At 58.2% G+C, this 14,158-nt stretch carries 11 protein-coding genes; 2 read left to right on the forward strand and 9 right to left on the reverse strand.

Annotated features, from left to right (window positions below; all coding sequences use genetic code 11):
- Positions 1-230 precede the first annotated feature (230 nt).
- Both ACZ5A6_RS21815 and ACZ5A6_RS21820 read left to right on the forward strand, forming a co-directional pair.
- Complete coding sequence (locus ACZ5A6_RS21815; RefSeq protein WP_464111403.1) at positions 231-1,055, forward strand: hypothetical protein; 825 nt, start codon at positions 231-233, stop codon at positions 1,053-1,055.
- A 204-nt stretch (positions 1,056-1,259) separates the two neighbouring features.
- Positions 1,260-1,778 carry a hypothetical protein gene (locus ACZ5A6_RS21820; protein ID WP_003518238.1) on the forward strand — a complete coding sequence of 173 codons (519 nt, stop codon included), beginning with the start codon at positions 1,260-1,262 and terminating at the stop codon, positions 1,776-1,778.
- A 166-nt stretch (positions 1,779-1,944) separates the two neighbouring features.
- On the opposite strand, the gene nadE is transcribed toward ACZ5A6_RS21820, so the two are convergent.
- From nadE to ACZ5A6_RS21865, 9 genes are all read right to left on the reverse strand, one after another.
- Positions 1,945-2,943, reverse strand: coding sequence for an NAD(+) synthase (nadE, locus tag ACZ5A6_RS21825; protein ID WP_464111404.1), 999 nt, complete (start codon positions 2,941-2,943; stop codon positions 1,945-1,947).
- On the reverse strand, positions 2,940-4,472 hold the full coding sequence (locus ACZ5A6_RS21830) for a class I adenylate-forming enzyme family protein (RefSeq protein WP_464111405.1): 1,533 nt from the start codon (positions 4,470-4,472) through the stop codon (positions 2,940-2,942). The genes nadE and ACZ5A6_RS21830 overlap by 4 nt, the downstream gene beginning before the upstream one ends.
- Positions 4,473-4,490: 18 nt before the next feature.
- Complete coding sequence (locus ACZ5A6_RS21835) at positions 4,491-4,754, reverse strand: acyl carrier protein (protein WP_003518245.1); 264 nt, start codon at positions 4,752-4,754, stop codon at positions 4,491-4,493.
- Positions 4,751-6,703: an asparagine synthase (glutamine-hydrolyzing) gene (gene asnB / locus ACZ5A6_RS21840; protein ID WP_112959892.1), complete on the reverse strand. Its 1,953-nt coding sequence runs from the start codon at positions 6,701-6,703 to the stop codon at positions 4,751-4,753. The genes ACZ5A6_RS21835 and asnB overlap by 4 nt, the downstream gene beginning before the upstream one ends.
- The gene (locus ACZ5A6_RS21845) at positions 6,703-7,638 is read right to left on the reverse strand and encodes a hypothetical protein (RefSeq protein WP_233284966.1); all 936 of its coding nucleotides are present in this window, start codon (positions 7,636-7,638) and stop codon (positions 6,703-6,705) included. The genes asnB and ACZ5A6_RS21845 overlap by 1 nt, the downstream gene beginning before the upstream one ends.
- A gap of 434 nt (positions 7,639-8,072) precedes the next feature.
- Positions 8,073-10,862 (reverse strand): bifunctional aconitate hydratase 2/2-methylisocitrate dehydratase, encoded by a 2,790-nt coding sequence (locus ACZ5A6_RS21850; protein ID WP_464111406.1) that lies wholly within the window; start codon positions 10,860-10,862, stop codon positions 8,073-8,075.
- 338 nt (positions 10,863-11,200) lie between these two features.
- Positions 11,201-11,758 (reverse strand): fasciclin domain-containing protein, encoded by a 558-nt coding sequence (locus ACZ5A6_RS21855; RefSeq protein WP_003518253.1) that lies wholly within the window; start codon positions 11,756-11,758, stop codon positions 11,201-11,203.
- A gap of 262 nt (positions 11,759-12,020) precedes the next feature.
- Entirely contained in the window at positions 12,021-13,277 is a 1,257-nt protein-coding gene (locus ACZ5A6_RS21860; protein WP_112682794.1) for a Zn-dependent hydrolase, read from the reverse strand.
- Between the two features lie 20 nt (positions 13,278-13,297).
- Positions 13,298-14,140 (reverse strand): BtpA/SgcQ family protein, encoded by an 843-nt coding sequence (locus ACZ5A6_RS21865; RefSeq protein WP_038494808.1) that lies wholly within the window; start codon positions 14,138-14,140, stop codon positions 13,298-13,300.
- Positions 14,141-14,158: the final 18 nt, after the last annotated feature.

The raw sequence follows: 14,158 nt of genomic DNA on the forward strand, positions 1-14,158 counted from the left end.
ACTACAATGCCACCAGACCGTTTTTTGCCAATAGTTGACCTGTACGGGCGAACTGTGTCGTGTTGACATGGGCGCTTCGGGATCATCTCGAACGGTTACCGTTCTGAGCCATCAGTGAATAATCGCTCTGACGACGGCGCAAATCATATTGTCGCAAAAATCGACTAGACGGGCTATCGCCGCCTGTGAAAACGGCCGGACTAGTGCAGCGGAAATATGAGGTTATCGTAGTGACAAGCGACAATGTTCAATATTTTTCGGCAACACTCTATTTTGACGATTTACCCACCCTGTCGGCTGAGGCGCTGATCGAAGCCTGGGGCCTTGAAGGGTATGAATGTGAGCAACTGGAGAGCGAAGGCGTCTTTGATGGCTTTCGCGGCGGAACCCGCGTCTTCGTTGGCATTCCCGAGGCGGTGGGAACGCTGGCAATTCCTGCTCACTATCCTGCGGTAGCGCGGGTCGAAGTCGACTGGACGAACACGTTCTGCATCAATGCAAAAGCTGCGCATGATGACCTGTGCCGTGCGACCCATCAGGCGAAATTCAAACTGATGATCGTGGCGGATGACGACGACCCCACAGTGGCACATAACGAGATCGCCATGACCCTGCTCGGCATTCACCAGCTTGCACCGATGCGCGCCGTTGTGTTGCATTATCTCGACCTCATCGTCGGCCGCACCGATCTTGACGACTGTCTAAGCTACGCCAACAGTCACCTGGATCAGCCGCAACAGACAGCAACAATGCTTGCCTATGGCGCCTTCGTGATCCGGGAGAACGGCGCGACCAGAGCCTGGACTACGGGTCTCGAGCATTTCGGCCAAACGAATTTGCTCTTCGACACGTCTTCGGATAACCCGACGGAGGCTCTTCTTGCCGTATTTGGGCTTGGACATCTCGCCGTCCACGGAAAACGCTTCAAGGCGGGCGAAGCCGTAACCTCATTCGACCTTCTTGCCCGGTTTGAATCCGCCGAGATGGGCGGGCAGCCCATGCTGCGGATTGTCAAACACGAAGCCGGCCAAGCTGTATTGAATCGGCCGGGCTAGCAACAACAGAGCATTTTCATTCCCGCTATGGAAATGCCGTCTTCCGCCCCGCTTTTCTTGCGGTCGGATGACGAGTTTTGTTCTGGCGAGCTGGGGAAAACGCTTCGCGTATATCGACAGGGCGTGAATTATGGTGCTCCAAGGAATGGCAAAGCCTGACGCAATCTCTTCAAACGGACGACAGGCAAATTCCAAGGGACGCCAATGTTTGCATTCACACCTTTCCTTCGCGGCACCGTCGTAATGTCCGTGGCCATTACTGCGCTTCATGCCGGTAGCGCTTTGGCTGCCGAAATCGATCCCGCATTCTATGATGCGGCCCTGTGCAATCCGCCCTATTCGATGACATCGGCGACCGAAATTTATGATGCCGCCGAAAAACTTGCAAAGGCCGACACATCGTCTTTGGGTGCGGCTATCTATAAGCTTCCGAACCAGATCGGCCGCGATGGGTTTGAGAGTGACGAAGTCTTCTTCGCCAATGGTGCAGTCGGTGTTTTGATCAAGGGCCAGCGTGCCGATGCTCTGGCAGCGAAATATGATTTGAAACCGGAAACTTCAGACCTGATGGGTACATCGACCAAGGGTTATGCCCGGCAGCTTCCGCAGGACCAGCAGCCGCCTGAAGGTCTGGCTGGACCGGGAAAAGTCTCCATTGTGGCGCGCGAAGGTGCGGCACTTGGCGACAAGACCCTGTTGGCGTGCGAATTCGCAGCGGACTGAATCGTGGCGAAGCACTGCCAATCCTAACGCCTTGACTAACAAATGTAATTGCCGCCCGCATACCACTTTCAAATCTCTTCTGCTGGCGGGCGCGGCTACATATTCATATCGAGGTTTGTTTCATACGCCGGCCTGATCGCCCAGGCCGGCGCCGCTTGGAACAATCTCAGGATTTCGCCTGAGCGCCCTCATGGAAATGGATAGGGGCGTGGTGCAGATAGTGCGCAACCTTTCGCTTGGCGGCGATATCGGTCCAGACGAACAGGACATTGTCCTCCGTCAACCCGGTCGCCGTAGCGATCTCGGTTGCAGGCATGCCGTGTTCCAGACCGTAGAGGCAGATATCCATCTTGTCGTAAGGAAGCGCGAAATAGAACTCTTCCTGCGTCTGCGGCATGGAATAGGTATCCGTTGTCGGCGGGCGGGAGCGGATTTCCTGCGGGACGCCGAGATGGGCCGCGAGTTGATAGACCTGTGATTTATAAAGATGGGCGATCGGCTTGATGTCGGCAGCCCCGTCGCCGTTCTTGACGAAGAAGCCCTGGTCGTACTCCAGCCGGTTCGGGGTTCCGAGCACCGCGAAGTTCAGGCGGTCGGCGTGATAATATTCGAACTGCTTGCGCGTGCGCTGCTTCATATTCGTCGCCGCAACGATGCCGAGATAGGCTTTTGCGGAGAGGCGAACCTTGCGCGTTTCGCCCGATGGCGAACGGACGACCAGCGAGGAAATATTATAGGCACCGGTGCTCATGGCGTTGTCGAAAACGATCTTGGAGGCCCAGCCCGGCCCGTATTCAGGGACAACCTCGCGGATGAAGCCATCGCGCCTTTCATAACAACCCATGGCGGCGAGCGAAGGGCCGATATCTTCCAGCACGCAGTCCATACCCAGCTTCGTCGCCAAAGCCTGCCCCAAGCGCAGGCTTTCCGGGTCGGAATCGTTTTCCGGCATGAACAGGCCAATAACATTTGCTGCCCCGAGCGCGTGAACGGCAAGTGCGGCGCAGACGCTGGAATCGATACCGCCGGAAATGCCGAGCACCAGCCCGCGCTTGCGCAGGTTGAAACGAAGCGACTGGCGGATTTTTTCGGCGATACGCTCTACCTCCGCCGCCGCATCAAGTTCAAGCGGCGAGAAAGGCAGGCTCTTTGCATTGTTCGTCATCGATTGTTCTCCGTATCTTGAGCAGCGAGGCGGCGACTGATCTTGCCGGTATCCGTCGTCGGCAGGAAATCGCGAAATTCAACCAGTGTTGGCACCATGTGGGTTTCGAGGTGCAGAGCGCAGTAGCGCATGACGTCTTTTGCGGTGATCGCCTCGTCGGATGCGATCACGATCGCCTTCACCGCCTGACCGAAAACCTCATGCGCAACGCCGACGACCAATGCGTCCGAGACGCCCGGCATGGCTTGCAGAACGGCCTCGACCGCCTGCGGCGCAACCTTTTCGCCACGCGACTTGATGATATCGTCCTTGCGGGCAACGAAGGTGAGATAACCCTCGGCATCGCAGGTAAACAGGTCGCCGGTGTGAAGACGCGTCCGGCCCGTTGCGGCATCAACGCGCAGCGCGCGCGCTGTGGCAGCCTCGTTGCGCCAATAACCACGCATGACGTGCGGCCCGCTGACCACGAGTTCGCCGACCTCTGCGGGCAACAGGCTGTCTCCGTCCTCGTTCACCACCGCGATGGCAGTGCCCGGAATGGCGATGCCGACAGAACCGCGTTTCCTGTCGAGGTCTTCCGGCGGCAGAAAGCTGATACGGGTACACTCCGTCTGGCCATACATGCAAAACAGGTGCACATGCGGCAGAAAGGTCCGCAGCCAGTCGCTATGGGTGGGCGACAGGGGTGCCGCGGCAGCGGTGACGTAGCGCAGGCTTTCAAACAGCGCCGGCGACAGATCGCGCGTCTGCATCATGATGGACAGCATGGTCGGCACCAGCGCGAGGCCCGTGATCCGCTCGTCGCGGATACGCTCGAAAATCAGATGCGGATAGGCGAAGGATTTCTCGATCACCAGCGTGCCGCCGACGAAAACGCTGGAAAGCAGCTGGTTCAGGCCATATCCGAACGAAAGCGGTAGTACGCCGAGCAGAATATCTTCCGGCCTATTGCCGAGATACGAGGTAATCGAACGGACGGCCGCATCCATATTATCATGCGCCAGCATCACGCCCTTTGGCTCGCCGGTGGAGCCAGATGTATAGATGATTACTGCCAGATCGGTATCGAGCAGGTTTCGCGGCAGCGCGCCTATCGGCTCCTCGAGCATCGCGTCAAAATCGACACCATCGGCCGTTGGGTTCGGCGCGCCGGAAACGATGCGCAACAACGGAGAAGAACCGGCCGCATCCGAAACGACCTTTTCCAGCCGGGCCTCGGCAACCACCGCAAAGGGCGTACAACTGTCCAGAATTTGCGAAAGGCGTGCGGCCTTGGACGATGGGTTGATGGGGCAGGCGACAGCGCCCGCCATCCAGCAACCGAAAACCGCAACCGCCATGCGCCAGCCATTGTCCAGCACAAGGACGACACGGTCTCCCGGGCTTGCGCCTCGCGCTATCAGAGCAGTGGCGAAAGCCTCGCTCATCGTCTTGAGTTCGCCGTAACTCAGGCGCGTCTCACCGGCCACCAGCGCCGTCTTGCCGGCATGGCGCTCCGCACTTCGATGCAGGTAGTGGTCGATACGCAATTGGCGCTTCCCGAAATTTCAGGCGGTCTGCTTGCGACCGATGAAGGCGGCGATGTTGTCGATCGTATCGAGATTGGCCGGTACGATATCGCCGTCGGCAACGCGGACGCCGTAGCGTTCCTCGATGAAGCTCACCAATTCGAGAATTCCCGTGGAATCGACCATGTCATTGTCGATCAACGAAAGATCATCGCCAAACGGCCGGCTTTCGTCACCGAACAGAAAGTTTTCGATGATGAAACCGCGAATTTCGGCTTTCATGCCGGTGCTTTCATTGGTCATTTGGAGCTTCCTTCGATTTTTTGCGATGACATTGTGGAATTCTGGGTCGTGGCAGCATGCAGAAGCTGGGTCGAGAGTATGCCGACGAAGGCGGCGTTGTCGCGAAAGCCGGTCGCCTGTTTTTGCCGCACCTTGGTTGTCAGCTTTTCCACCGCCTGGGCATTGAACAGGCCGGTGGTCCTCACTTGACCGGTAGAAAGTACGGTTTCGAGATAGCCGGCATCCGCGAAGGCTTCTGCGTCGGGCGCGCGATAGGGCTGCTTGGGTCGGTTTAAGATCGCATCGGGCACCAGCTCGGCTGCAGCCTGTTTGAGGATATACTTTTCCTTCAGACCGCGCAGTTTCGCCTCGGGATGGAGCGCTGCGGCAAAGTCTACCACACGGGGATCGAGGAACGGAAACCGGCCTTCCACTCCATTTGCCATCATGACCCGGTCTCCCTGACTGGACAGAATATAGCCGGGCAAGAGAAATGCTGTCTCGAGGTACTGCGCCTGATGAAGCGGATGCCAGCGGCGGAAATCCTCCGGCAACTGCGCGGCAAGATCGGCCGCAGCGTCGTAGTCGCCAAGCTGCGCTTTCAATTCCGCTGAAAAGAAGATTTTCGCCGCCGCCGTAGAGCGCAAGCGCGGCCGATGGGAAAACAGCGGTTCGTCGGTGGCTTCTGCGCCGAAGGAGAAGAAGCGTGCCAGATAATCCGGCGTCTGCTGTTTCAGCCCCGGAAGGTAGGGATAAAGCCGCTGGAACAGTTTCGGCCGGCGAGCCGATTGCGGCTGGCGGCTGCAAAAGCGCCGTACCCGCGCTTCGCGGAAAATATCGTAGCCAGCGAACAGCTCATCAGCACCTTCACCGGTCAGCACCACCTTCATGCCCCGTTCGCGCACATGCCGGGAAAGCAGGTAAAGCGGCACCGGTGCTGTGCGAAGAATGGGCGTCTGCACGTGCTCCATGACCTCAGGCATGTATTGCGCTATGTCCGCAGTTGAGCACTCCGTGGTTTCGGATGCGACGCCAAGATGCTGGCTCATTGTTTTCTGCCAGATACTTTCGTCGTGCTCCGCACTTTCGAAGGCCAGCGAAAATGTGCGCAGGCCTCGGCTAACGCTTTCGGCAGCCAGGGCAGAAACGAGGGAGGAATCGAGCCCGCCGGACAGATAGGAGCCGACAGGCACATCGGCGCGAAGCCTGATCCGCGTTGCGTCGGCCAGAAGCGCCGTCAGCTCTTCCACCTGCGCGCCAAGGCTTGCCGGCGGTGCTGCGTCCTTGCCGTCAGGATAGGAAAGCTGCCACCAGCGCCGTACCGTGGACGCGCCATCGCGCAGGATCATCAGATGACCGGGCGGCAATTCGTGAATGCCGCGAAAGGCGGTGCGCGGCGGCAACGGGAACCAGAAGGTAAATATCTGATCCAGCGCTACCGGATCGATCTCGGCCGTCATTCCCGGCAACGCCAGAAGCGCCCCGATCTCGGATGCGAAATAAAACGTACCTTCATGCCACGTATAATAAAGCGGCCGGACACCCATCCGGTCACGAGCAAGCACCAGTGTGTCGTTGCGGGCGTCGTGCAGGGCGAAGGCAAAATCGCCGTTGAATTCGTTGAGGCAATCCAGCCCCTTGTCGCGATAGTCATGCAGGATGACTTCGGTGTCGGAGTGGGTACGGAAATGGTGGCCGCGCGCGGACAGCGTTTCGCGCAGTTCGACGTGATTGAAGATTTCGCCGTTGAAGGAAATGGCAAGATCGTCTTCGACGGTGCGCATCGGCTGCGTGCCATCGGCAATGCCCACAATCGCCAGCCGTGCGTGGGCAAGGCCGACATCGCCGCGCAGCAGGGCTCCATGCGCATCTGGACCACGATGCTTAAGACGCGACGCCATCAGCGCAAGGCGCTCGTTTGCGCGCTCGGCCGGCATGTCGTGTCGATAAAATCCAGCAATTCCGCACATTACTCGACCGCCTGACCAAAGCTGTCACCGATGAGGCGCGTCCAGCTTTCACCGCAAAAGCCGTTGAAAAATGCCGTTCCATCCGTCGCTGCCTTGAGGAGGTCCGCATTGCGCGAATGCACGATGGTGGATGACGCATGCAGAAACGTGCATTTCTTGCCGAGCATCGCCCGCAGCAGTGCCGGCTGGGTGCGGCCCCTGATGGCCGCGAGACCACGATCATAGGCATTGCGGATCAGCCGGTCGATCACGATCTGCTCCTGCCCGGGCACGGCCATGATCTGCAGCGTCCGGCCGATGCCCGTTGGATTGCCATGGTAAAGAAAAAGCCCCACCGCCCTGCCGCCGCGGGCCCTCACAATCCGTTGGACTGGTTCGCCGTGCAGACGTTTGCGTTTGGCGTGTTGGAGCATGTGCAACAGGCTTTCCTCGGTCCAAACGGGATGGAGCGGAAAGTGGCCGACGAGTTCCCGTGCCAGACGCGCGAATTCGGTATCGCTCGCGTCGTCGTCGGTAAAGCTGTCCACCTTGTCCGGATGTGATGCGTAATAGGATAATGCTCGCCCATGGCCACGCGCCGAAATGGTGCGATCGATGATCTTGCTGAACGGCGTCAGCGCGCGGAAAGTGCTGGAGAAACGATCAGCGGCTATTTCCAGCCCGAATGAAGCCGGGCGTAAAATCCGCAGCCAATCGAGACTGTAGGAGGCGAGCAGCTGGCCGCGCATCGTCTTCCACATATCGGCGGAAACGTCGTTGATCGTCTCCCCGAATGTCAGCTCCTGAGGTCCACCCAAAACTTCGCGCAGCAAACGCGCTCCGGCAAAGGGATCGGTCTCACGGTCTTCAGCGACAAAGGAAGAGCAGACAGCGGCCTGTATGTTCCGGCCATTAAGTTCCATTGCCACGGGCAACACACCCAGAAATCCAGACACGCGCCCATCGTCACGCACATAGACCTTGGAGTGAATATCCGGATTTATGTTTGAATTTTCGAGAAAGACGGCGCGCAAATATGACGTCAGATCATCTGTCGCGGCCCCATCTTTCTTCCGCAAAAAACGGTGAAACATGTCAGCCACGGACACGAGATCGTCCGCAATAAATGAGCGTATTTCAGACATACTCGCCGCTTCTTGCCGGATAGATATTTAATCGAAAGTAATTATCATTCCTATTCTGCCGCAGGCGTATTAATCATAAGTTATGTGCCGGCGTTTTTTCGCGTGATTGTGGCGTTTTGCCAAGAATTTGACGGGTAATTTCAACCCTAGAGCGCGTCCGGTTTCAACTGAATTCGGTGGACGCGCTCTATATCTTTGTTTTCAAACGTTTTTCCGGACGTAAAAGTCCTACGCCCGGAAATACTTTAGTATTGGACAGACAGGGAATCGATTGAAGCGGCTTTCGGCGGTGCGAACTTGGTCAGATCGATACCTACCACGGCGGCCTTGTATTCCTCAGCGCTCGGTGTGCGGCCAAGGATTGCCGACAGCACCACGACAGGGGTCGAGGCCAGCAGCGATTCACCCTTCTTCTCGGCAGTGTCCTCAACAACGCGGCCCTGGAAGAGACGGGTCGAGGTTGCCAGAACAGTATCACCCTTCTCCGCCTTCTCCTGGTTGCCCATGCAAAGGTTGCAGCCCGGGCGCTCCAGATAGAGGATGTTCTCGTATTCCGTCCGGTTGGCAGTCTTCGGCTTGAGATCATCGAACTCGAAGCCGGAATATTTCTGCAGGATTTCCCAATCCCCTTCCGCCTTCAGCTCGTCGATGATGTTATAGGTCGGTGCCGCGACCACGAGCGGCGCCTTGAACTCGACCTTGCCTTCGGCCTTCTCGATGTTCTTCAGCATCTGGGCGACGATCTTTATGTCGCCCTTATGCACCATGCACGAACCGACGAAGCCCAGATCGACCTTCTTGGTGCCGCCGTAATAGGACACCGGACGGATCGTGTCATGGGTGTAGCGCCGGGAGACATCGGTGTTGTTGACGTCGGGGTCGGCGATCATCGGTTCGTCGATCACGTCCAGATCCACGACGACTTCAGCGAAATATTTCGCATTGTCGTCAGGGGCCAGAGCGGGCTTTTCGCCCGAGCGGATTTCGGCAATACGCTGATCTGCCTTGGCGATCAGGCCCTTCAGTGTCTGGGCGGCATTATCCATGCCCTTGTCGATCATGATCTGGATACGCGACTTGGCGATTTCCAGCGACTCGATCAGCGTCTCGTCTTCAGAGATACAGATCGACGCCTTGGCCTTCATCTCGGCCGTCCAGTCGGTAAAGGTGAAGGCCTGATCGGCGAGCAGCGTGCCGATATGGACTTCAATGATGCGGCCCTGGAAAACGTTGTCGCCATGCTGCTTCAGCATCTGCGCCTGCGTCGCATGGACAACATCGCGGAAGTCCATATGCGGCTGCATCTTGCCCTTGAAGGTGACCTTGACGGATTGCGGGATCGGCATGGTCGCCTCGCCCGTCGCCAGTGCCAGCGCCACAGTGCCCGAGTCGGCACCGAAGGCCACGCCCTTGGACATGCGGGTGTGGCTGTCGCCGCCGATGATGATCGCCCAGTCGTCCACGGTGATGTCGTTCAGCACCTTGTGGATCACGTCCGTCATCGAATGATAGACGCCCTTGGGGTCGCGGGCAGTGATGACGCCGAAGTTGTTCATGAAGGACATGAGCTTCGGAATGTTCGCCTGCGCCTTCTTGTCCCAGACGGAGGCCGTGTGGCAACCCGACTGGTACGCACCATCCACCAGCGGCGAAATGACGGTCGCCGCCATCGCCTCAAGTTCCTGCGCCGTCATCAGACCGGTCGTGTCCTGCGAGCCGACGATGTTGACCTTCACGCGCACGTCGGAGCCGGCATGCAGCACCTTGCCGGGCGTGACGCCAACGGCATTGCGGTTGAAGATTTTCTCGACGGCCGTGAGGCCCTGGCCTTCGATGGAGATTTCCTTGTTGGGCGCAAAGACCGGGGTGGCCTCGACGCCAAGCGTTTCAGCCGCAAATGTCTGGAGCTTCTTGCCGAAGACGATGGCATAGGAGCTGCCCGCCTTCATGAATTCCATCTTCTGCGGTGTGAAGGAGGAGGAGAGATCGACCAGTTCCGTGCCGTTCTCGTCACGAAGCTTGTAGTTCTTGGCGTCGATCTTCAAAACGGTGCCGGTCTCAACCGAATATTTCTGCTCCAGAACCGGATTGCCGTCATTGTTGAGGATGGGCTTGCCGTCTTCGCCGAGCTTCTTCACCCAGTTCTTCAGGTTGATGCCGATGCCGCCCGTGACGTCGACAGTGGTGGCGAAGATCGGGGAAATGCCGTTGGTGCCCGCAACGATCGGGGCGAAGTTGACGAAGGGCACATAGGGGCTAGCCTGCTTGCCGGTCCACAGCGCCACGTTGTTGACGCCCGACATGCGCGACGAGCCGACGCCCATCGTGCCCTTTTCGGCGATCATCATCACCCGCTTGTCGGGATGCTGCTTCTGCAGCGCGACGATTTCCGCCTGCGCTTCCGGCGTGATCATACACTGGCCGTGCAGCTGCCGGTCGGAGCGCGAATGCGCCTGGTTGCCAGGGGACAGAAGATCGGTAGAGATATCGCCTTCGGCGGCGATGAAGGTCACGACCTTGATCTCATCCTCGACATCGGGAAGCTTGGTGAAGAACTCAGCCTTGGCATAGCTCTCAAGAACGCCCTTCGCGACGGTATTGCCCGCCTTGAAGGCATCACGTAGCCGGAACATGTCAGCGTCATAGAGGAAGACCTGCGTCTTCAGCACTTCGCCTGCCTGCTGGGCAAGCCCGGCATCATCGCCAAGGGCGATGTCGAGCAGCGCTTCGATGGAGGGGCCACCCTTCATATGCGACAGCAGTTCGAGGGCGAAAGTGGGCGTGATCTCCGGAACGACAGTTTCGCCCAGAATGATCTGCTTCAGAAAGGCGGCCTTGACGCCGGCAGCGCTCGTGGTGCCTGGCAAGGTGTTGTAAATGAAGAATTTGAGGGCATCCGCGCGATATTCGCTACCGGTATCCCTGATCAAGGCAATGATTTCGCCGGTTAATCCGCCATCGTCGATCGGCTTGGGAGCGAGCCCTTGAGTTTTTCTGCTTTCGATCTCAGCCAGGTAATCCAAGTAAAGGTTCATCGCAATCCCAACGTCATGAGGTGTATGGCGCCGAAACGCAGCGCCACGAAACACTATTGTTAATCGGCCCAGGGTCCTATCGATTTCGAGTACGTCAACCAGGGCCGGAAGGCAAGATAGCGCACTCTGTTTCTGTTTTCGATAACGGGACAGGAGAACATGCGGGCAGGCATGCCGTCTGCCGTCGTGCCCTCAGGGATGCGCCCGGCATTCCTCCCCGCGGCCTGCCGTACGCGATGCCGGCAAACCATTGCCTCACCGATAGAAGCAACGTCGAGCACAAAAAAATCCGGCCACCGAGGAGGTGGCCGGATCAGGCATGCAGAAGATAAGAGCAATCACATCTTCGGAAGCAGAACCTTGTCGATGACATGAATGACGCCGTTCGACTGCTTGACGTCGGCGATCGTCACATGCGCAACACCACCCGCTTCGTCGGTCAGGGTAATTTTGCCCATGCTTTCCTTCGCCTTGAGGATGCAGCCGCCGACCGTCTTCACATCATGGGTGCCGTTGTCATCCTTGATCATCTTCTCGATGGCGCTGGACATGGCATCGGCCGCCACGACATGACAGGTCAGGATCTTGGTCAGCTGCGCCTTGTTTTCCGGCTTCAGCAGAGTTTCGACTGTACCCTTCGGCAATTTGGCAAAGGCCTCATTGGTCGGAGCAAAGACCGTGAACGGTCCCTTGCCCTGAAGGGTTTCTACGAGACCGGCAGCCTTGACGGCGGCGACCAGCGTGGTGTGATCCTTCGAGTTGACGGCATTCTCGATGATGTTCTTGTTTTCGTACATTGCTGCACCGCCGACCTTTGGATTTTCAGCAAAGGCACCCGAAGCAAGAGTCGAGATTGCCGTCGCAAGGGCGAGCGTACGGATTGCGGACTTGAACATTGAATATTCCTCTTCCCTAATCGCCTCGGCGCGGAAGCGCGCCTCTGAAGGCCTGTCGTTCCCGTCTCGGGGAACAGCACAAGTGACGAGAGCGACAGGAGGAAAGTTTCAAGCAAAAGGCAGTTTCATACGATCGCTTGCTACAGCGCTGATTCATTTCGGCTTTTTCTCAACCGAATTACACTCGCGATCGGCCAGCGCGCAGTGATCTGCAAACGGAGCAACCCTACGAAGGGGCGAAAGCGCCCAGCAAACATTCGATTTACGACGCTGCCGTCGGCGCTAACAGCTGGAGAAGCGAAGCCAAGAGCATGTTGCCACCCGCAATACTATGCTCCTGCTCCACATATTCAGCCTCATTGTGACTTAGACCATCCCGGCAGGGTACGAAAATCATGGCCGATGGCGCGACGCGGTTCATAAAAAGCGCATCGTGGAATGCGCCGGAGAGCATTCTCTTTGTTGCAAAGCCCCGCTCTTGTGCGGCCTGATCCAATACGGCAAGTAATTCATCCGGAAAACTTGCCGGCGGCATGTCGAAAATCTGGGAAATAGTCGCCGAGCAGCCTGTGTCCGCCGCTGCCTGCTGGATCGCCATGCGGATTGTCTGCTCCATGACGCCGATTGTTGTCAGCGAAGGGTGTCTAAAATCGATCGTGAAGCGCACCGTTGCCGGGATCGCGTTCACCGCGCCGGGTTCAAGGGCCATTCGGCCAATCGTGAAACGCGCGGCCGGATCGGCCGGCATGATGTCGCGATAGAGTTCAGCAAGCGCGTTGGCCGTGGCTTGCATGGGGTCATGCCGATATTGCAGCGCCGTTGTTCCAGCGTGGGCGGTCTGCCCTTCGATAATCACCTCCAGCCAGCGCGTTCCCTGTATGCCGGTGACGATGCCGATCGGTAAGCCCTCTTTTTCCAATGAAGGGCCTTGCTCGATATGGACCTCGAGATAAGCGAAAACCGGCGTGCCCAGAGGCCGCATCGCGGCAACCGGGAGACTTTCCAGCGTGGCGGAGAGTTCATCTGCGAAAAGCGCACCGTCAGTCGCGCGCATGGTCTCCCAGGCGCTTGGAATTGAACCGGCGGCAAAAGCCATGGAGCCCATGCAGCCCGGCGCGAAGCGGCAGCCCTCTTCATTCGTGAACGATACGACCTCCACCGGCCGCTCGGTTTCCACCCCGCAATCCTCGAGTGTTTCCAGAACCTCAAAAGCTGCGAGCGTGCCGAGCGCACCGTCAAAACGACCGCCTGTGGGCTGACTGTCGAGATGACTTCCGATAAGCAGCGGCGACAGATCCGGGTTGCGCCCCTCGCGGCGAATGAACAGATTGGCAATCGGGTCCTGAAAGACTTTGAAGCCGCGCTGCAGCGCTAGCTCCGTCAGCAATTGCCGCGCCTGCCGGTCGAGGCCGGTCAAGGCCTGGCGGTTTACGCCACCCTTTGCCGTCGCGCCTATTTGCGCAAACCGGTCGAGTCGATCGATAAGTCGCTGCCCGTTGATCGAAAGAGTTTGCGTCATCATCATTTCCCCGTTTGCCCTCAACCCGAAAGCCCTGGCTGCGCCGCCTCAACAAACGATCGCACACGGGCAGGCTCGACAGGGTTCCACCAGACACCGCCCTGTTTTAGCGACGAAGCGACGATGACACCGCTGGTGCGCTTCAGGATTTCAACGATATTGGCTTCCCCAACACCAGAACCGACCAGAAGCGGAAGATGTGTGGCCTGCCCGATCTCTTCGATTTCCGCCATCGTTGCGCTGTTACCGGTTCGCTGGCCAGTAGCGATCACCGCATCCGCATCAAAGAAAGCAAGGTCGCGGGTCAGCTCATCGATGCTACGATCACCCGTGATCGCATGCGCGCCATGCTTAACGTGGCTGTCGGCGAAAACCTTTATGTGCTCGGCCCTGAGCAGGGATCGATAACGCATCGCTTCCGCCGCACGCCCTTCCATGAAACCCTCGTTGGCGACATAGGCATTGGCCCACTGGTTGACGCGGATGAATTTCGCTCCGCCCGCCATGGCAATGGCGAAAGCCGGGATCGGCGCATTGGCAAGCACGTTGATACCGAGCGGCACGCCAGTCGCCCGCGCGACCCGGTCAGTCACCACGCTCATGAAGGCAGCTGTCTCATGACCGATATCCTCCGGCTTGGAAAAGGGAATATCGCCATGGTTTTCAACGAGAAGACCATGCATACCGCCTTCGATCAAAGCCTCGGCATCGCGCATGCAGACGTCGTAGATGGCATCCATGGCCGCGCCACGATACCTCGGTGCTCCGGGAAACGGTGGGCAATGCACCATGCCGATCAAGGCCTTGTCACGACCAAAGATTTCCTGGATGGCGTTCGCCCTATTGTCGGATATGATCTGCATGCCTTGTCCTCTCGAAAG

The organism is Agrobacterium sp. 6Ca8, from assembly GCF_055382765.1.